14 protein-coding genes are annotated in these 20,041 nt (G+C 71.5%); 6 read left to right on the top strand and 8 right to left on the bottom strand.

The genetic code is table 11. The annotated features are described in order from the left end of the window. Nucleotides 1-22: 22 nt before the first annotated feature. The 3 genes from SOM35_RS09325 to manA form a co-directional block, all read right to left on the bottom strand. The gene (locus tag SOM35_RS09325) at nucleotides 23-355 is read right to left on the bottom strand and encodes a WhiB family transcriptional regulator (RefSeq protein ID WP_374107134.1); all 333 of its coding nucleotides are present in this window, start codon (nucleotides 353-355) and stop codon (nucleotides 23-25) included. Between the two features lie 217 nt (nucleotides 356-572). After that, nucleotides 573-1,535 (bottom strand): UDP-glucose 4-epimerase GalE, encoded by a 963-nt coding sequence (gene galE, locus SOM35_RS09320; protein WP_320515177.1) that lies wholly within the window; start codon nucleotides 1,533-1,535, stop codon nucleotides 573-575. An 80-nt stretch (nucleotides 1,536-1,615) separates the two neighbouring features. Next, a complete protein-coding gene (gene manA, locus SOM35_RS09315) occupies nucleotides 1,616-2,842 on the bottom strand; it encodes a mannose-6-phosphate isomerase, class I (protein ID WP_320515176.1) in 1,227 nt (408 codons plus the stop codon). A 92-nt stretch (nucleotides 2,843-2,934) separates the two neighbouring features. On the opposite strand from manA, the gene SOM35_RS09310 reads away from it, so the two are divergent. Both SOM35_RS09310 and SOM35_RS09305 read left to right on the top strand, forming a co-directional pair. Beyond that, complete coding sequence (locus SOM35_RS09310) at nucleotides 2,935-5,022, top strand: acyltransferase family protein (protein WP_320515175.1); 2,088 nt, start codon at nucleotides 2,935-2,937, stop codon at nucleotides 5,020-5,022. Nucleotides 5,023-5,046: 24 nt separating this feature from the next. Continuing rightward, entirely contained in the window at nucleotides 5,047-6,426 is a 1,380-nt protein-coding gene (locus SOM35_RS09305; protein ID WP_320515174.1) for an O-antigen ligase family protein, read from the top strand. A gap of 57 nt (nucleotides 6,427-6,483) precedes the next feature. Here SOM35_RS09305 and SOM35_RS09300 read toward each other — a convergent pair whose 3' ends face one another. Continuing rightward, a complete protein-coding gene (locus SOM35_RS09300; RefSeq protein WP_320515173.1) occupies nucleotides 6,484-7,977 on the bottom strand; it encodes a hypothetical protein in 1,494 nt (497 codons plus the stop codon). A 121-nt stretch (nucleotides 7,978-8,098) separates the two neighbouring features. Between SOM35_RS09300 and SOM35_RS09295 the strand changes: the two genes are divergently transcribed. Then, nucleotides 8,099-9,373 (top strand): exopolysaccharide production protein, encoded by a 1,275-nt coding sequence (locus tag SOM35_RS09295; RefSeq protein ID WP_320515172.1) that lies wholly within the window; start codon nucleotides 8,099-8,101, stop codon nucleotides 9,371-9,373. 49 nt (nucleotides 9,374-9,422) lie between these two features. On the opposite strand, the gene SOM35_RS09290 is transcribed toward SOM35_RS09295, so the two are convergent. The 4 genes from SOM35_RS09290 to SOM35_RS09275 form a co-directional block, all read right to left on the bottom strand. After that, complete coding sequence (locus SOM35_RS09290; RefSeq protein ID WP_204607509.1) at nucleotides 9,423-10,187, bottom strand: polyprenol monophosphomannose synthase; 765 nt, start codon at nucleotides 10,185-10,187, stop codon at nucleotides 9,423-9,425. A 32-nt stretch (nucleotides 10,188-10,219) separates the two neighbouring features. Further along, entirely contained in the window at nucleotides 10,220-11,656 is a 1,437-nt protein-coding gene (locus SOM35_RS09285) for a hypothetical protein (RefSeq protein WP_320515171.1), read from the bottom strand. Between the two features lie 159 nt (nucleotides 11,657-11,815). Beyond that, on the bottom strand, nucleotides 11,816-13,900 hold the full coding sequence (locus SOM35_RS09280) for a hypothetical protein (RefSeq protein ID WP_320515170.1): 2,085 nt from the start codon (nucleotides 13,898-13,900) through the stop codon (nucleotides 11,816-11,818). A 182-nt stretch (nucleotides 13,901-14,082) separates the two neighbouring features. Then, nucleotides 14,083-15,108 carry a glycosyltransferase family 2 protein gene (locus SOM35_RS09275; protein WP_320515169.1) on the bottom strand — a complete coding sequence of 342 codons (1,026 nt, stop codon included), beginning with the start codon at nucleotides 15,106-15,108 and terminating at the stop codon, nucleotides 14,083-14,085. Nucleotides 15,109-15,261: 153 nt separating this feature from the next. Here SOM35_RS09275 and SOM35_RS09270 point away from each other — a divergent pair, with 153 nt between their 5' ends. The 3 genes from SOM35_RS09270 to SOM35_RS09260 all read left to right on the top strand — a co-directional run bounded on the left by SOM35_RS09270 (nucleotide 15,262) and on the right by SOM35_RS09260 (nucleotide 20,041). Beyond that, nucleotides 15,262-17,829: a glycosyltransferase gene (locus SOM35_RS09270; RefSeq protein ID WP_320515168.1), complete on the top strand. Its 2,568-nt coding sequence runs from the start codon at nucleotides 15,262-15,264 to the stop codon at nucleotides 17,827-17,829. 72 nt (nucleotides 17,830-17,901) lie between these two features. Beyond that, complete coding sequence (locus SOM35_RS09265; protein ID WP_320515167.1) at nucleotides 17,902-18,798, top strand: ABC transporter permease; 897 nt, start codon at nucleotides 17,902-17,904, stop codon at nucleotides 18,796-18,798. A 4-nt stretch (nucleotides 18,799-18,802) separates the two neighbouring features. After that, entirely contained in the window at nucleotides 18,803-20,041 is a 1,239-nt protein-coding gene (locus tag SOM35_RS09260; protein WP_320515166.1) for an ABC transporter ATP-binding protein, read from the top strand.

The raw sequence follows: 20,041 nt of genomic DNA, 5'->3' as shown, positions 1-20,041 counted from the left end.
GCGGCGTGAACCTGTGGGAGCCTCAGGCGCGCTTCCGGAGCTTGCGACGCTCGCGTTCGGAGAGGCCGCCCCAGATGCCGAACCGCTCGTCGTTCTCGAGTGCGTACTCGAGGCACTGGGAGCGGACCTCGCACGAGGTGCAGATCTTCTTCGCCTCGCGGGTGGAGCCGCCCTTCTCGGGGAAGAACGCCTCGGGGTCGGTCTGGGCGCAGAGCGAGTCGACCTGCCACGAGAGCGGGTTCTCCTCGTCGGCCTCGGTCGACCGTCGGACCCCCGGGACGCCGAGGGCGACGGGATCGACGTGCCAGTCGTCCGGCACTCCGGCTTCGAAGTCGGATGCGCTCACCCTGATCACCCCTTGACGTCTCGGTTCGGGTCCCTGACGACGGTGTCGTCGGTGTAATTACATCGGTGTGATTCCCCGGAGTCAAGTCGCGGATCATAGAAGCCGCTCCGGCTTCTGCCGTGGCATGTCCCCCATTCGGGCGTGTCGCGGCGTGTCTGCGGGCCTTTCGGGGGACAGCGACGCCCCGCGTCCGGGGTGGAGGCGGGGCGTGGCGGTCCGACGCTGTCTACGCGGCGCGCTGCCGGGCCTCCCAGGCGCTCGTCACCATGTCGTCGAGCGTGTGCCGCATCGCCCACTCGAGGTCCCGACCGGCCGCCTCGCCGGTGGCGACGATGCGGGCCGGGTCCCCGGCGCGACGCGGGGCGACCTCGGGCCGGAAGTCGATGCCGGTCCCCCGGGCCATCGCGTCCATGATCTGGCGGACGCTCACGCCGTCACCGCTGCCGAGGTTGTACGCGCGCTGCAGCGGCTCCCCCGCCTCGAGCTTGCGGGCGGCGACCGCGTGCGAGTGCGCCAGGTCGGCGACGTGCACGTAGTCGCGGACGCACGTGCCGTCCGGCGTGGCGTAGTCGTCGCCATTGATCCGCGGCGTCCGACCCGCCAGCAGGGCGTCGAAGACGAGCGGGAAGAGGTTGTGCGGGCTGGCGTCGTACAGGTCCGGCTCCCCCGACCCGACGACGTTGAAGTAGCGGAGCGACGTCGTCGTGAACCCCGCCGCGACCTCCATGTCCCGGAGCAGCCACTCGCCGATGAGCTTCGACTCGCCGTACGGGGACTCCGGGGCCTTCGGGGTCTCCTCGACCACCACGTCGACGTCCGGCGTGCCGTACACGGCCGCGCTCGAGGAGAACACGACCTTGTCGACGCCGGCGTCGGCGGCGGCACGGAGCAGGGTCGCCATGCCGGTCACGTTCTGCTCGTAGGTGTGCAGCGGCCGTTCGACCGAGACACCCGCGTACTTGAAGCCCGCGACGTGCACGACACCCGTGACGTCGTGTTCGCGGAGCGTGCGGGCGAGGAGCTCGCCGTCCAGGATGGTGCCCTCGACGAAGGGCACGCTCTCCGGCACGAACGCGCGGAAGCCGCTCGAGAGGTCGTCCAACGCGACCGTGTCGAGACCCGCCGCGACCAGCGCTCGGACGACGTGGGACCCGATGTACCCGGCACCGCCGGTGACCAACCAACTCATGCCGCCACGCTAGCGGACCGGCCGGCCGCCCCGGGCGCGTGCCCGGCGCCCGGTGTGCGCCGGGCCTGCGGTGCGCTCCCCTATGCGCCGGTCGCGATGAAGACCGTCGCGGTGCGGCCGCTGCCGGCGTCCGCCTCGACCGACACGTCGCCCTCGTCCGGCGTGATGTAGCAGGACTCTCCCTGGCGGAGCAGCGTCGCGGAGTGCGCCCCGACGAGCGTGACGACCCCCTCGGTGCAGATCGCGATCGACGGACCCGACAGCGGCGCGGTCCCGCCCGTCGTGAGTCCGACCGGGCGACCGTCGCTCGTGACACGCACCAGGGCGAACCCGACGTCCTCGGGAGCGAAGCGGTCGACGACCGGGCTGAGGTGCTCCGGTTCGAGCAGCGGTGCCGGGTACGCCGTGAAGTCGAGGACGCGCAGCAGTTCGGGGACGTCCACGTGCTTCGGGGTGAGGCCGCCACGGAGCACGTTGTCGGACGGTGCCATCAGCTCGATGCCCAGTCCGTCGAGGTACGCGTGGATGTTGCCGGCGGGCAGGTACATCGCCTCGCCGCGGGTCAGCGTCACGCGGTGCATGAGGAGCGAGACGACGACGCCGGGGTCGTCCGGGTAGGCCCGGGCGAGGTCCGCGGCGGTCGCGGTGTTCGGCGAGACGGTGGTGTCGGCCGCGGTGGCGGCGTCCACGGCCGCTGCGGCCAGGTGTCCGACCGCACCGATCACGGCGCGGGCGGAGTCGTCGGTCTCCTCGAGCCAGCGCACGGTGTCCTCGAGCCCCTGCTGCAGGTGCACGACGAGCGGGCCGAGTCGACCGGACCCGGCGTCGAGGGTCTCGACCTCGGCGAGCGCGTCGGCCACGGGGCGGAAGCCGCTGAGGGCCTCGAACCGGTCGCTGAGCGCGACGACGAGTTCGGGCTTCGGGAACGGGTCCTTGTAGTTGCGGGCCGGGTCGTCGATCGGGACGCCCGCGGCTTCTTCACGGTCGAAGCCCTCGCGTGCCTGCTCGGGCGTCGGGTGTGCCTGCAGGGAGAGCGGGGCGGCGGCGGCGAGGACCTTGAGCAGGAAGGGCAGACCGGTCCGGTCGTCGCCGAGGGCGGTCTGCGGTTCGGCGTCGATCCAGTCGAGGACGGTGTCCGCGCCGCCGACCATGGCGGGGTTCACCACGACGCTCGGGCTGCCGGGGTGGGCGCCGAGCCAGAGTTCGGCCTGCGGGACGCCGGTGACGGTCCGTCCGAGCAGTTCGGGGATCGCGGAGACGGACCCCCAGGCGTAGTCGCGCGGGGTGTTCGTGATGCCGAGAAACATGGGTCGAGCGTATCCGGCGACGCCGGACCCGAGCGGCGCGAGACGGGAGCGGCGCACGACGTGCACGATCCGCGATACATAGACTCTCGGCGATGTCCGAGCCAGCTGCACCCGTTCACGACCGTACTCGCTGGGACGTCCAGGCACTCCGCGCGTTCGCCGTCGTGGCCGTCGTGCTCTACCACCTGTGGCCGAACCGGCTGCCGGGCGGGTTCGTGGGCGTCGACGTGTTCTTCGTCATCTCCGGCTTCCTCATCACCGGCCACCTGCTCCGGGAGCAGGTGCGGACCGGCCGGATCGCCCTGGGGACGTTCTGGGCGCGGCGCGCCGGGCGGCTCCTCCCCGGTGCCTTCCTGACGCTGACCGTGACCGGGATCGCGGTCCTCGCCGTCGTGCCGAGTTCGCTCTGGGGCCAGTACGGCCGGGAGCTCATAGCCGCCACGGTGTACCTGCAGAACTGGCAGTTGGCGTCCGACGCGGTCGACTACCTGGCCAGCGACAACCAGCCGTCGCCGTTCCAGCACTTCTGGTCACTGTCGGTCGAGGAGCAGTTCTACATCGTCCTGCCGGTCCTCCTGGTGCTGCTCGCCGCCCTGCCGCGCCGGCGCCGCGCGGACCCGGTCCGGACCGCCCGGGTCCTGCTCGGGACCATCGGTGTGCTGAGCCTGGTCTGGTGCGTGGTCGAGACGAGGACGGCCCCGGGGATCGCGTACTTCTCGACCGCGACGCGCGCGTGGGAGTTCGCGTTGGGCGGGCTCGTCGCGACCGTGCCGCTCGCCGCGGCACGGTCGGCTCGCGTGACGGCGGTCCGGGCGGGAGGCACGTGGGCGGGTGTCGCAGGTCTGGTCGCGTCGGTCGTCGTGATCACGCCGTCGACGCCGTTCCCCGGCACCGCGGCGCTGCTGCCGGTGCTCTCGGCCGCGCTGGTCCTGGCCGCGGGGGCGCGCAGCACCCTGGAGGTCGTCGGTCGGACGGCACCGGTGGCCTTCATCGGACGGACCTCGTACGCGATCTACCTCTGGCACTGGCCGGCGGTCGTCCTGCTGCCGGTCGTGCTGGGGCACCCGCTCGGCACCACGAGCAAGCTGGCGGTCCTGGTCGGCGCGCTCGTGCTCGCGGCGGCGTCGACCCTGCTGGTCGAGGAGCCCCTGCGCGCGCGGGTCCGGACGGTGCGGATGCGACCGTTCCGGGTGGCGGTGATCGGCCTGGTCGCGACCGCGGTCGTCGTCGCCCTGGGTGCCGGCACCCTGACGGCGGTGCACGTCCAGCAGGTCCAGGCCCAGGCGTTCACGGAGCGTCTGGCGCGTGGGGACGTGGACTGTTTCGGGGCGGCGACCCACATCGGATCGGCCGAGCCGTGCGTCAACCCCCGGCTGGCGGACGTCCGCGTCCCGGCCCCCGCGGCCGCACTCCACGACGACGCCAACGAGGACGCGTGCTGGTCGAACACCACCGCGGACTTCAACGTGTGCTCGTTCGGACCGCGGACCGGCTACCGGAAGCACCTGCTGGCGGTCGGCGACTCGCACAACAACGCGTTGATCACGGCGTACGCGGCGATCGCGGAGCGTGAGCACTGGCGGATCGACGTCGCCGGGCACATCGGCTGCTACTTCACCACTGCGACGCAGCAAGCACCGACCGAGGCCTACACCGACAGCTGCCAGGGCTGGAAGCAGAACGCGGTGCGATGGGTGCAGGACCACGCGGACGGGCTCGACGCCCTCCTCGTGACGCACGCCGCGACCAAGAGCCCGGTCATCGCCACCGACGGCGCGGACGCCGACGCGACCGTCGTCCGGGGGCTGGTCGGGGCCTGGCGGAGTGCGACGGAGAACGGTGTGCCGGTCATCGCGCTCCGGGACAACCCGACCGCGCGCGACGACGTGCCCGCCTGTCTCGCGCAGATGCGGGGCCCCACGACGGGCGCCTGCGACCTGCCCCGTGACCAGGCCCTCGCGGCCTTCGACGGCAGTGAGCAGGCGGTGGCGGCGATCGGTGACCGGGCGCGGTACGTCGACCTGACGGACTGGTACTGCTCGGCGACGACCTGTCCGGCCGTGATCGGCGGGGTGCTCACCCACCGCGATCCGACGCACCTGACGGCGACCTTCGCCACGACGCTCGCTCCGGCCCTCGGATCGGCGCTGCGCTCGGCGCTGAGCTCGCTCGGCAGGTGACCGGTGCGCGCTAGCCTGTCCCCCGTGACGATCACTTGGCCGCTCGCCCGCGGATCCGTCCCCGAGCGGGAGGCGTTCGCCCTCGCCACCGCGGTCCTGCTGACGCTGTTCGCCGGGGACGCCGTCCCGAACACGATCACCTGGTACGGCGCCGCGGCCGTGTGGGCGCTCGAGGGTGCCTGGGGCATCAGCGTCGTGGTCCGTGCCCGCCCGCCCCTCACCCGCACGCCACGCGCGCTCTGGCTCTTCCTCGCCTGGTGCCTGGTCACGGTGATCTGGTCGCACTGGCGCCCGGCGACGCTCGCGAGCACCGTCGCGCAGGTCGTGTGCGCACTCGTGGCGTTCGCGATCGCCTCGACGCTGACGTGGCGCCGCATCCTCGACGCGGCCAGCCTGGCGTTCCGCTGGGTGCTCGGGTCGTCCCTGCTGTTCGAGGCCGTCGTGGCCGTCGTGGTGCGCCACCCGATCGCCCCGATCTGGACCGACTACGGCGACCGGAAGATCCCGGACGCGTTCTACTTCTCCCGCGCGGAGCTGTTCACCGGTGGACGCATCCAGGGGCTGCCGGGCAACGCCAACCTGCTCGCGATGGTCGCGCTGCTCGCCGCGATCGCCGTCGCCGTGCAGCTCGCCGAGGGCCGGCTCCGTCGGAACCAGGCGATCGGCTGGCTCGTGGTCGCCGCTGTGGTGTCCGCGCTGACCCGCTCGTCGACGGTGATCGTCGCCGCTGTCGCCGTCGCTGGTGTCCTCGCGGTCGCGCTGTGGATGCGCCGCGTGCCCAGTGGGCACCGTGCCGGCCGGTACCTCGGGCTGGTCGCCGTGGTCGCCGTCGTGGTGGTCGCGGTGGTCCTCGGCCGCGAGCAGCTCCTCGACGTGCTCGGTCGTTCCTCGGACCTGACCGGTCGCGGCACGATCTGGGCCGCCGTGTGGGGGCTCGTCGTGCAGCACCCGGTGCTCGGGTGGGGCTGGATCGGGTACTGGTGGCCGAACATCCCGATGCTGTCCGGTCTGGCACCGCTGCACGGCGTGCAGTACCTGCAGGCGCACGACGCCGGACTGGACGTCTGGATGCAGACCGGCATCGTCGGCCTGGTCCTCTTCGCCGTCTACGTGCTCACCACCCTGGCGCGGTCGTGGGCCGGCGCGACCCGACCCGGGTTCGGACCGGACCTCCGTCCGCGCCCGTTCGACCCGGTGACCCTGTTCCCCCTGCTCGTCGTGGTCGCGCTCCTGGTGCAGTCCGTCGCCGAGTCGCGGCTGCTCTACCAGGGCAACTGGGTGCTCTTCGCCCTCGTGGCGATCAAGTCGCGGATCGTGCTCGTCACCGAGGAGCCCGCCTCCGTCGGCGACGGTCCGCGGACGCCGCTGGCCAAGCGGGCGTTCCGGTGGGCCGCGAACCCCTGATCGACGGGCGCTGACCGACGCGCGGAGCGTCCTGCCCCGCGCTCTCGTGCTCTGTGGTCAGCGGTCCTGGAGCACCAGCGAGCAGGGCACCTCGGCGCTCCAGGGCAGCGCCCGGATCCGAACCGTCCCGGACGGACGCCGGGCACACGCGCGTTCCGCGGCGACGAACTGCGGCTGCCACGTCGGCCCGGAGGCCCGCTGCGCCACGCCGGGCACGTTGCCGACCCACGAGGCGACGAGCAGGGCGACCACGGACCAACCGACGGTGACGAGGACGGCGGCGGTCGGGCCTCCCGTTCGTCGACGACGCCGACCGGACACGTCCTCTGCCCGGTCTCGTCCCCGACGGACACGGCGGTCGACGGGCACCGCGGCACGGCGGTCGACGAGCACCGCGGCACGGCGGTCGACGGGCACCGCGGCACGGCGGTCGACGAGCACCGCGGCCGCGACGACCACGGACGCGCAGAGCAGGAGGCCGGCAGCCGCCGCGTACCGGGACGGTGTGGCGGCGACGAGGTCGCCGGGTGCGGCGCGGGACCACCGGCCGTCGGCCGAGGCGTTCGCGACCAGCGCTGCGGTCCAGACCGCCGCCGCACCGAGCGCGAGCGCCAGCGCGAGGACCGCGCGGCGGGGGTGGCCGTCGCGGAGCGCGGTCACCGCGCCGAGCACCACGACCGCGTGGAGTGCGACGGCCGGCACAGCCACGACGGCCCAGCCGTCGGCCACCACGGCACGCCCGACGGCACCGACGTCAGCGGTCCAGAGTCCACCGACCGTCTGCAGTGCCCAGCCGGCGGCGACGTCCTGGGCCGTGGGTGCGCCCGGCGCGGACGCACGCTCGGTGGTCAGCGCCGTCCCGATCTGCGCGGCTTCGGTCCCGACGGCGGCGAGGGTCACGGGCAGGGCGCGCCACCGCGTGCTCCGCCGACGGCCGGCCACCCCGGTGTCGCCGCCTCGCGCGGCCGACGGCGACCACGCCAGCACGAGGAGGGGCAGGAAGACGACGGTCTGCGTCTCCGACCCGACCACCAGCACGGTCACGAGCGCCAGGACCGCGGCACCCCACCAGGTCCGGACCCGGTGCGCGAAGAGCCACGGTGCCAGGAACAGGCCGAAGGTGTGCAGGTTCGCCGCGGTGCCGGAGACCTCCCACGGCGCTGCGGGCAGCAGCACGGGCACCGCGGCCAGCACGAGTCGGAGCGGCCAGGACGGCACGACCTCCCGCGCCAGGACCCAGACGCCGCCGCACACCGCGCCGACGAGCAGGCAGGACATCGCCGAGACGGCGAGGACGTACCACTCGACCGGCAGCAGGAAGGCGACGTCGACCACCAGCCGCGGGACCACGTGCAGGTAGCCCGCGTAGGGATGCACGACGCTCTCGACGGCCCCGAGCTCGAGCCGTTCACGGAAGAACAGGCCGATGTCCTCGGCCCACCCCGTCCCGCGGCCCTCCGGTCCGAGCCGCACCCAGGCGACGGCGGCGGCGAGCACCCCGAGGAGCACGGCCGCAGCGGCCGACCAGCGCTGTGTCCCGGGGCGTCGCATCGAGGGCCGACGCTACCGGCGGAGCGACGATCCGTGATATCGACGCTCCGCGATGGCGCAGCTGCAGCCGAGTCGCGTACGTCATCATGGACGGATGACGGACGGCCGGACGACCCGACGCATGCGCGCACGTCGGTACCTGTCCGCCTGGATCGGGTTCTCCGCGGGCGGCCGGTTCAGCCAGGCACTCGCCACGACGATCGTGCTGTTCGCCTTCGGCGAGCCCACCGTCCGGGCCCTCGTCGGCGCTCCGGGGACGTGGGCGGTCCTCGTCACACTCGTCGTCCTGGCCGGGCTGAGCCTGCTCGGACAGCGCTACCGGATCGAGTGGCACGGCGTCCTGCCGCTGTCCCTGATCGCCCTCGTCGGGTACTGCGGGCTCAGCGTGCTGTGGAGCGAGTACTCCTGGGTCGCGCTCCGGGGGTTCGCGGCGACGCTCGGTTTCGTCGGTCTGGGCCTCTACCTGGCACTCGGCCGCGACCTGGTGCAGGTCATCCGGGCCTGCGGTGATGCGTTCCGGGTCCTGTTGGCCGTGGCACTCGGGTTGGAGGTCCTGTCCGGCCTGGTCCTGGACCTGCCGATCCCGGCGTTCGGCATCCGCGGGGACATCGCGTTCGGTGGGCCGATCCAGGGCATCGGCGGCACCCGCAACTTCATGGGCTTCATCGCCGCCACCGCCCTCGTCACCTTCGTCGTCGAGTTCCTCACCCGGTCGGTGACGCGGTGGCGGGCGATCGTGTCGACCGCCACCGCGGTCGTCACCCTCATGTTGGTGCAGTCACCCATCACCGGACTCGCGACGATCGCGCTCACCGTCACCGCGCTGGCGCTCTGGTCGCTTCGACACGCCCGACCCGGCACCCGTCCCGTGGTGAACACGGTGCTCAGCACGTTCGTCGTCGCCATGGGGATCTTCCTCGTCATCGCGCGCGACCGGGTGCTCCCCGAGATCGGCGCCGCGGGCGGGACGACGACCCGGCTCGAGCTCTGGTCCGAGATCCGCACGTTCATCGCCCAGTACCCGATCCAGGGCTGGGGCTGGGTCGGCACCTGGCCCACGGAGCCGGTCGTGCCGTACGTGGCGTTCGTCGACCCGTCCGGGGCTCGGTTCACCTCGGGGTTGGACGCCGTGGTCGACGCGTGGCTGCAGATCGGCCTCGCGGGCATGCTCCTGCTGGTCGGCGCTGCCGTGCTCGCCTTCGCCCGGTCGTGGGTGACCGCCACGACCTTCCCGGGGGTGGCGTACGTCTGGCCCGCGGCGGTGCTCGTCCTGCTCGGTGTCACGAGCGCCGCGGAGAGCTACGTGCTGCACGGTGCCGGCCTGATGCTCTTCGTCACCGTGCTGGTGGTGTCGGCCAGGCGGCGGTCCTGGCGGATCCGACTCCCCCGGACCTGACACGCCCCGGGCCTGACCCGCTCACCGTCGCCGGCGCGGCCCTGCTGTCTCAGGCGCGGCGCTGCGACCGGGGACGGAAGCGGCGCTGCAGGCCCCACTGGGTGGTGCGGACCATCGCCTCGACGATGATGTCCTTGCTCATCTTCGACACCCCGTGCACGCGGTCGCGGAAGCGGATGGGCACCTCGACGATGCGTCCACCCAGGTCGTGTGTGCGCAGCGTCATGTCGATCTGGAAGCAGTAGCCCTTGGAGTCGATCGACCCGAGGTCCATCCGGGCGATCGCTTCGGCGCGGTAGACGCGGAAGCCAGCGGTGATGTCGTGGACGGCGAGGCCGAGGATCAGGCGGGCGTACGTGTTCGCCCCGCGGCTGAGGACCTCGCGGCGCTTGGGCCAGTCGACGACCGAGCCGCCACGGATCCAGCGCGATCCGATCGCGAGCATGACGTCGTCGGCGGGGTCCGCGTCGGCCACCGCCGCGATCAGCGCCGGCAGACGGTCAGCCGGGTGGGAACCGTCCGCGTCCATCTCGACGAGCAGGTCGTACCCCTGCTCCAGGCCCCAGCGGAACCCGGCGACGTACGCGGTCCCGAGGCCGAGCTTGCCGGCGCGGCGGAGCAGGTGCACGCGGTCGTCGTCCTGCGCCATCGCCTCGACCAGGTCGCCGGTGCCGTCCGGGCTGCCGTCGTCCACCACCAGCAGCGACGCCGTCGGCACGGTCTCGAGGATGCGGGCCGCGATGTCGCGGATGTTCTCTGCCTCGTTGTACGTCGGGACGATGACGAGGGCTCGGGGTTCGGTGGTGCGGGTCATTTCCTTCTCACGGTTCGCGGTCTGCTCGGCGCTCAGCGCACGGCGTCCTGGTCGATGATGGCGCAGGGCACGCTGACGGCCCACTGCGGCCCCGGGGCGATCTGCACGGACGCATCGGCACTCGGCGTCTGCGCGCAGCGGGACTCCGAGGTCTCGATGCCCTGGTCCCAGTACGGGCCGGCCTGGCGGTTCGCCTTGTCCACCGAGAAGTTCAGCGCGAACGACAGTGCGACGCCGAGGACCAGCAGGATGCCGACGACCCGGAAGACCCAGACGACGCCGACCCGGTGCCGTCCGGTCACTGCGCCCCGGTCGAGTCCACCCCGGACGAGTCCGCCGCGGACGAGTCCGCCGCGGGTGAGGGCGATGTCGGCGAGCACGACGAACGCACCGATGACGTACATCGACCCGGCCGCGCTGTAGCGGAACGTCCAGTTCCCGAGCCACTGGCCCGCGTCGAAGTGGGCGAACGCGAGCATCTGGTTCGGGTTCAGGAACACCGCCCCGAACCAGACCGCCGCCGAGGCCCACACCATCGAGCCGAGCATCCAGCGCTGGCCGGGGGCCCCGAGCCACAGGCCGAGGGCCGTCAGGACGGCGGCGACGACGAGCGGCAGCACCACGACCCAGACGCCGTTCTCGGCGATGGCCCGACCGACGGCCGGCATGCTCCAGGTGAACGACCCGGCGAACGGCTGCACCGCGTAGCCGAGCACCATGTCGGCGACGGTCTCGTGCGGGACCGTCGCGGCGGCGCGCGGGTGCGTCAGGGTCGTGACGACCTGGGCGGCACCACCGATCACCGACCCGAGGATGATCGGCCAGCGGTACCGGTTCCGGATGCCGACGAAGAACAGTGGGAAGAACGCCACGATCTGGATCTCGGTCAGCCCGGCCAGCAACGTCGCGATGCCGAGCAGGATCCCCTTCGACCAGGAACGCACCGGCGTCAACAGGGCGAAGGGCATCAGGAACATCAGGAACCAGTGCAGGTTCGCAGCGTTCGCCTGGATCTCCATCGGACCGAGGGGCACGAGCGCCGGGATCAGTGCCAGGAGCAGCCGAGCGACCACGGAGCGGATGACCCCGGCGGTGAGCACCCAGACCGCGGCACCGACGGCGGCAGCGACGACGACGCAGAGCGCGGACACCGTCACGGCGAGTCGGTCGATGGGACCGATGTGGGACGCGACCGCGACGACGAGCCGCGGCACGACGTGCAGGTAGCCGGCGTAGTCGTGGAACAGCGCCCCGGCGACCCCCAGGCGGTACTGCTCCCCGAGGAAGACCTTGCCGTCCTCGGCCCAGAGCGTGTTGCGGACCTGCGGGGTCAGACGCAGCCAGCCCGCCAGGGCGATGACGACCCAGATGACGAGCGGGACGACGATCGACAGGACACGGCGGCGGACGGGACTGCCCGTCGGCTCGCCGTCCGTCATCCCTCCGACGGGCGGTCTGGTCTCAAGCACCGGACGATCCTCTCACAGCAGCCACCGGTGGGACTGGACCGGCACCGGGCGCGTCCCGCACCCTCACCGACGGCGACGACCACGGCGCAGCAGGACGCCGCCGCCCGGTGGGCGACGGCGTCCGTGGTGGTCGAGCGCTCAGGGCTCAGGGCTCAGGGCTCAGGGAACCTTCACCGTCTTGCAGCCCAGCGGCGTCCCGGCTCCGCCGGCCCAGTCGACGGCCGTCGCGCACACCTTGTGCGTGCCGGCCGAGGCCCCCAGCGTGGCCCGGTACCCGTGTGCGGCGCCGGCCTCGGGGTACGAGCGCGCCACGTCCGGGCGGCTGGCCGATGCGGTGACCCGCTTCACCGTCGAGTCGACGGTCAGGTCCACGGCGATCGAGGACTTCGTGTCCGGGTCGATCGCCCACCCCGCAGCACTGATCCCCCCGGCGACCGGCTTGACCTCGTCGAGGCTCCCGATCGGCGCCGCGTTCACGACCGTGACGGTCTTGCACCCCAGCCGAGGGCTGTAGTTGCCCGAGCCGGTGTTCAGTGCCTTGACACAGACCTCGTGCGTGCCGCGTGACGCGGGGACCGACACGGTGAACCCGCGCGCCGAACCGTAGATCGGGTAGAGCTTCGCGACGTCCGGTCGGGAGCCGTCCGCGGCGACGCGCTTCGCGACACCGTCGACGGTGACCTCGACCCGGATCGGGCTCTTGGAGTCGCCGTCGAGCGCCCAGCCCGTCACGGTGACGGCCGTCGGCGTGACGGTGGCCCGCTCGAAGGACCCGATCGGACGGGATCCGGGCACGTTGACGGTCGAGCACGACCCGATCGTCGCGTTGCTGCCCTTGCCGATGTTCGTCCCCGTGACGCAGATGCGGTGGCTGCCCGCCGGGACGGGACTCGTCGCACCGAAGCCGTGCGCCGGGCCTGCCTTCGGGTAGGCCCGGGCGACGTCCGGGCGGCTCTTCGTCGCGGTGAACTTCTTCACGGCCTTGCCGTCGGAGGTGACGGTGACGCCGATCGACTTCGCGGTCTCGGGGTCGATCGCCCACCCGGCGACCGAGACGCCGCCGGGAGCGGCGGCCGCCCGGTCGAGCGCACCGAACGGCGAGCCGTTCAGCACGGTGACCGACTTGCACCCGAGGTCCGCCGAGGTCTTGCCGTTCGACGAGAGCGCGCTGACGCAGACCTGCTGCGAGCCGGGGGATGCGGCCACGGTCGCGGTGAACCCGTGCTTCGCCCCGGACTTCGGGTAGGCGGCGGCGACGTCGGGACGGTTGCCGGTCGCAGAGGCCGTGCTGGACGTCGATCCGACCGTGACCCGGATCCGAGTGCTCGCCGTGGTCGTGGTGTCGAGCGCCCAGCCGGCCACCGTGACGGTGTTGTAGGACGCGGTGACGGCGTCGTAGCTGCCCTTCGCCGTGGTGGGCACCGGCGCGTTCCCGGTGGTGGAGCCGAACCAGTCGGTGTACATGCGCCAGAAGTTGCGGTTGCCGTAGGCGGAGCAGCCGTCGCCGGTGCCGTAGAGGTTGTTCAGCGCGGCGGTGTTCGGCGTGTACGGCGTGTAGTAGTACAGCGCGGCGGTCGCCTTGTTCTGGACCGCGACGGACTTCGTGCCGCACGACGTCGGCACGTTGTACTGGATCGCGCGGTTGCCGCCCGGGTTGAACCAGGTGAAGTAGTTGCTCGTGCCGGGCGGGTTGCTGTAGCGCTTCCACTGCCACGCCGACCAGTACATCTGGTTGCCGACGCCGGCGTAGGCCGGGTCACAGTGGCCACCGACGTTGTCCGGGCAGGCGTAGCCCATGGCGCGCTCGAGCACGGCGGCGGACGGCCCGCGGGACGTGATCAGGCCCTGTTCCTTCTGCAGCGTGACCAGCATCACCTTCGGGCTGATCCCGCACGCCTTGCCGACGCGCGTGACGATCTGGGCGGTCGAGAGGGACGACCCGCCAGTGACCGCGGCGCACATGGCATCGGCACCGCGGCTGCTCATCGAGTACCGGCCGTTGCGCAGGCAGTTGCTGTTCGTGCACGTCGACACCTGGCTGTCGAGGAACGCCTGCACCTGGTTGATCGTCATCGACCCGCCGTTGTAGAAGTTCGCGTCGGAGATGATGTTCCCGGCCTGGAACGACGACCCACTGAGGGCGTTCGCAGGCTGTTGCCCCGCAGTCGGTCCGGCGATCTGGAAGCCGACCAGCACGCTCGCGACGGCGAGCACGGTGGCGGCGATGGCGACGAGCTTCTTCACGTCGGGGGCCTTTCCGGGGGCGGCGACGGGGTGTGGTCGAGCACGCGGTTCGGGTGTGAGCAACTGACGACCCCAGATCGCGACGGAGGCTCACGCGCCCCAGAAGACTACCTGTGCAACAGCGATCACACAGCCCCCACTTCACCCCCCGTCCGGGACACCACTCGACCCGGCCGCGGGGCTCACGTCAGCAGTGACTCCACACGCCGACGCGCCTGCGCGTCGTGACCGTCGACGCGGCGCAGGCGACGTGCGCGGCGGAGCGCGGCAGGGGCCTCCCGGACGAGCCGCCACCACGCACCCGGCGTGAGCTGCGCGCGAGCGGGCTGTGCGAGGTCGCGCACCATCCGCACCACCGTCCGCGCGACGACCCGACCGACCATGCGGTCCGTCGCGTCACGAGCCGTCACGACGAGCCGGTTGCGCATGCTCTGGTACCGCACCAGCGGCGAGTCGCTGCCCGAACTCGCCGCGTGCCGGTGCACGACCACCGCATCCGGGGCCGCCCCGATCCGGTACCCCGCCAGGCGGAGACGCCAGGCGAGGTCGAGGTCCTCGTAGTACATGAAGAGGGACTCGTCGAACCCGCCGACCGCGTCGACGGCGGCGCGGCGCAGGAACGCGGCGCCGCCGGAGAACCCGAACAGCGGGGCGTGCTCCGGTGCGTCGTCCACCGGCCGGAGCCAGTCCCGGTCCCGCCCGTTGCCGGAGCGGTCGAGGACGACCCCGGTGCCGTTCACGAGCGTCACCCCGCCGGTCTCGACCCGTCGCCAGCGGCGGCCGTCGGCGGCGACCAGGTCGTCGTCGGAACGGGAGGCCCCGGGCACGACCGGTGCGAACCGTCCCTCCAGCACCGCGGTCGCGGCCACGGCTGCCGTCGTCGGTCCCCCCGCGGCCAGTGCCGCCAGCCCGCGGTCGAGGAAGCCGTGGTCGGCGACCGCGTCGTTGTTGACGAGGACGACGACCGCCCCGGACGACGCGGCGAGGCCGCGTGCCACGCCGCCGGCGAAGCCGGCGTTGGTCGGTTCAGGCACGATCACGAGCGCCGGGAAGTCCTCGCGGTACGAGCGCACCGTGTCGTCGTCGGCGTCGTTCACGACCAGCACCACCTCCACCGACGCGTCCACGCGCTGCGACAGCACGGATCCGACGGCCCGACGCGTGAGGTCGGGCTGATGCCAGTCGACGATGACCACGGAGACGTCCACGCCGACAGTCTCCCAGGCCGACCGTCCGGGTCACCGACACCGCGCGGCCACCCCGGGAGGCCCGTGGTGTTCTCGGTATAGTGGTGCCGCCTTCCGGGGTTCCCGCGGCGCGCCCTCCGCGCTCCGCTGCCAGTCGATGTACGGAGTCCAGCCATGCCCACTTCCGCGCCCCGCGTGTCCGTCGTCGTCATCAACTTCCGCGGCACCGACGACACCCTCGAGTGCATCGCCCGTCTCAGCGAGGTGGACTGGCCGGCAGACCGTCTGGAGATCGTCGTCGTCGAGAACGGCTCCGGCGACGACAGCGAAGCCCGCCTCCGCGCAGCGCTCGGCGGCCAGGCCAACGTGCGGATCATCGTCTCGGCGGAGAACCTCGGCTTCACCGGCGGCAGCAACCTCGGAGCGCGAGAGGCCACCGGCGACGTCGTGGCGTTCCTCAACAACGACGCGAAGCCGCACGTCGACTGGGTCAAGGAGGGCATCGCCGGCTTCGCCCCGAGCCCCCGGGTCGCCGCGGTCGCGAGCAAGGTCCTCGACTGGGAGGGCCGCACGATCGACTTCGTCGAGTCCGGTCTCAGCTGGTTCGGGATGGGATACAAGGCGCACATCGCCGAGGTCGACGACGGCCGGTTCGACACCCCGCAGGACCTGCTCTTCGGGACCGGGTCGGCGCTCTTCGTCCGCCGCGACGTCTTCCTCGAGGTCGGTGGGTTCGATGAGGGCCTGTTCATGTTCTACGACGACGTGGACCTCGGCTGGCGCCTGAACCTGCTCGGCTACCGCGTCCGGTTCGCCCCGCGCTCGGTCGTCTTCCACAAGCACCACGGCTCGATGAAGTCGTTCGGCGACCACCGTGAGATGTACCTGCTCGAGCGGAACGCCCTGCACCTGCTCTACAAGAACCTCTCCGACGAGAACCTCGGGGTGTTCCTCCCCGCGGCACTGGCGCTGCTCGCCCGTCGCGCGGTCGCCAAGAGCGGTCGCGACTCGGAGGAGTTCGACATACGCCGCTTCACCGGCGCACCGGACGAGTTCGACGCCCTCACCGCGATCTCGAAGGAGACCGTCGCCGGGTTCTTCGCGCTCGACCAGTTCGTCGCCGACCTGCCACGCCTGTCCGAGGAGCGTCGCCGGATCCAGTCGCAGCGCGTCCGCAGCGACAAGGACGTCTTCCGGCTGTTCGGCGACGCGTTCAAGCCGCTCTTCGAGGACGGCTACTTCCTGGAGGGCTACCGCGCCATCCTCGAGGCGTTCGACATCGAGGCGCCGATGCACCGGACGAAGGTCCTCGTCATCACCGGCGACGCCCTCGGCGAGAAGATGGCCGGGCCGGGCATGCGCGCCTGGAAGATCGCCGAGGCGCTGTCCGCCGACAACGACGTCCGCCTCGTGACCTGGAACGTGGCCAACCGGAAGTCCGACGCCTTCGAGGTCGCCCGTGTCCCGCTGCAGCACGAGCGTGCGATGCGGGAGCACGAGGAGTGGGCGGACGTCATCTTCTTCCAGGGCTACGCACTGCACCACTTCACGACCCTGCAGCGGTCGAACAAGATCATGGTCGTCGACCTGTACGACCCGATGCACCTCGAGCAGCTCGAGCAGGCGCGGGACAACGGTGACGTCGGCTGGCGCAACCAGGTGACCAGCACGACCGAGGTCATCAACGCCCAGCTCGAGCGCGGCGACTTCTTCCTCTGCGCCTCCGAGCGGCAGCGTCTGTTCTGGCTCGGACAGCTGGCCGCGGTCGGTCGCGTCAACCCGGACAACTACCTGGCCGACGACAACCTCCGGAAGCTCATCGCGGTCGCCCCGTTCGGCATGGACTCGAAGCCGCCGCAGCACGAGCGCAAGGCCATCCGCGGCGTCACGCCGGGCATCGGCGACGACGACAAGGTCGTCATCTGGGGCGGTGGCATCTACAACTGGTTCGACACGCCGTCCCTCGTCCGTGCGATCGCACAGGTCGCCGAGCGCCACGACGACATCCGTCTGTTCTTCCTGGGCGTCGCACACCCGAACCCCGACGTGCCGGAGATGGCGATCGTCTCCGAGACCCGGCGCATCAGCGACCAGCTCGGCCTGACCGGCAAGCACGTCTTCTTCAACGAACAGTGGGTCGCGCTCGACGACCGCCAGAACTACCTGCTCGAGGCGGACGCCGGCGTCAGCACGCACTTCGCGCACATCGAGACGACCTTCTCGTTCCGCACGCGGATCCTCGACTACATGTGGGCGAACCTGCCGATCGTCACGACCGACGGCGACAGCTTCGGCGACCTGGTCGCGGCGGAAGGCATGGGCGTGGCCGTGCAGGAACGCGACGTCGACGCGCTCGCCGCCGCGCTCGAGTCGATGCTCTACGACCCGATCGCCGCACAGGCGGCTCGTGACGCCGTGACCCGCGTCCGGGACGAGTTCACGTGGGAGCGCGCGCTCGCCCCGCTCGTGGAGTTCTGCAAGGACCCACAGGTCGCCGCCGACCGGGCGCACGACGCGGCCGTCCCGGCCGGGTCCGTCACGGCGGGGAGCCGACCCCGCGTCGCGTTGAGCCCCGCACGGGCGCGTGAGATGGAGTTCCACGAGATCGCCAACAGCCGGCACGGAGTCGTCCGCGACGTCCGCCTGGCCACCTGGTACCTCAAGCAGAACGGCGTCGGGGGGCTCCGGGACAAGGTCCAGAACCGTGTGCGCATCATGCGCGAGAGCAAGAACGGGCGCTGACGGTCGCAGTCAGCCGTCCCGAGGGCCGATGTACAGTTGTCCGTCGCCCCAGCGCACCTACGTGAGGAACCCATGAGCAACATCGTCAGCGAGCGATTCGACCGTCTCCGCCAGGAGCGCATGGTCCCCGCCGGTCGTCCGGCGACGGCGCTGCTCGGTTCCGTCCGGGAGGTCTTCGCACACCGGCAGCTGCTCGACCTGCTGATCCGCCGCGACCTGAAGTCGCGGTACAAGGACAGCGCGCTCGGGTTCGCCTGGACGCTGATCCGCCCGCTCGTGCAGCTGGCGATCTACTACTTCGTGCTCGGTGAGATCCTCGGCGCGTCGCGGAACATCCCCGAGTTCGCCATCTACGTGTTCTCGGGCCTGACCCTGTACGGGCTGTTCAGCGAGATCGTGGCCTCCGGGACCGCGTCGATCGTCTCGAACGGCGGCCTGATCAAGAAGGTCTACCTGCCACGGGAGATCTACCCGCTGGCGAGCGTGGGTGCCGCGCTGTTCAACTTCGGCGTGCAGCTCGTCGTCCTGCTGGTCGCAGCGATCCTGCAGAGCGGCTTCGCCTGGCTCCGGCCCGACCTGCTCTACTTCCTCCCGGCCACCCTGGTGATCCTCATCTGGGCGACGGCACTGGCCCTCCTGCTCGCGGCGGCGAACGTCTACCTCCGCGACATGCAGTACCTCGTCGAGGTCCTGGTCCTGCTGCTGATGTGGGGCTCCCCCATCGTCTACAGCTGGCAGATGGTCGCGAGCCGTGCGCCCGAGTGGCTGCTGAACCTCTACTCGGCGAACCCGATCACCCTCGCGGTGCTCGGCATCCACCGTGCGTTCTGGACCGCCGGAGCCGACGCCGAGTACCCGTCGCACCTGCTGCTCCGCCTGGGCATCGCGGCCGTCGTCGGCCTCGTCGCCCTCGTCGTGTGCCAGCGCGTGTTCGCCAAGCTGCAGGGCAACTTCGCCCAGGAGATCTGATCCGATGACCATCGACAACGACCTCGCGCAGACCACCACCTCGCCGTTCGCCGACGCCCCGGCCGTCGTCACGGTGCGGAACGTCTCCAAGCGGTTCACGATCCGCAAGGACAACTCGCTCAAGGAGCGCGTCGTCACCCTCGGCCGTGCCGGACGACGCCACAGCGAGGACTTCTGGGCGCTCAAGGACATCAGCCTGGACATCCCGGCCGGCACGACCATCGGGCTGCTCGGCCCGAACGGTTCCGGCAAGTCGACCCTGCTGAAGACCATCGGCGGCATCCTCGAACCCACCACCGGGACCGTCGACCGACGGGGCCGTCTGGCCGCACTCATCGAGCTCGGTGCCGGCTTCCACCCCGACCTGACCGGTCGCGAGAACGTCTACCTGAACGCCGCGATCCTCGGCCAGTCGCAGGAGGAGACCGAAGCCCGCTTCGCCGACATCCTGCAGTTCTCCGGCATCGGTGACTTCATCGACACCCAGGTGAAGTTCTACTCATCCGGCATGTACGTGCGACTCGCCTTCGCCGTCGCCATCAACACCGACCCGGACGTCCTGCTGGTCGACGAGGTCCTGGCCGTCGGCGACGAGCAGTTCCAGAAGAAGTGCCTCGACAAGATCCGTGAGTTCCAGGCCCAGGGGCGGACCATCATCCTGGTGTCGCACTCGCTCGGTCAGGTCCAGGAACTCTGCGACTCCGCGGTCGTCCTGCACCACGGCGAGGTGATGTTCCAGGGGTCCGCACGCCTGGCCGTGAAGAACTTCCGCGACATCCTCGAGGACCGCCGCGTCGCCGAGGTCGAGGCCCACGACCCGAAGGACGTGGCGAGCCCCGGCAAGGTGGAGCACGTCGAGCTCGAGATCCCCGGCAAGCCCGAGGGCGCCGAGCACCGCCACGGCGACGACCTGATCGTCCGGGCGACGTTCTCGCACACGACGGTCCTGCCCGAGTGGCGTGCCGGCATCAAGATCGAGACGCACCTCGGCCACCCGGCCTTCGGCGTCGACAGCCGGCAGCTCGCCACCCACCACGACCCGCTGCGTGGGACCGCCACCGTCGAGTGGCACCTGCGCGACGTGCGACTCGGCGGTGGGCAGTACTTCGTGCACGTCTTCCTGGCGAAGCCCAACGGCGAGCACATCGTGATCCAGCGCGAGGCAGTCCGCTTCGTCGTGGCCGACGAGGACACCCAGTCCGGCATCGCCTGGACGCAGGCCACCGAGCGCCAGGTCCGCTGA

It is taken from the genome of Curtobacterium sp. CFBP9011 (genome assembly GCF_034045095.1).
Classification (GTDB): Bacteria; Actinomycetota; Actinomycetes; order Actinomycetales; family Microbacteriaceae; genus Curtobacterium.
This window is presented reverse-complemented; position numbering and strand designations above follow the sequence as displayed.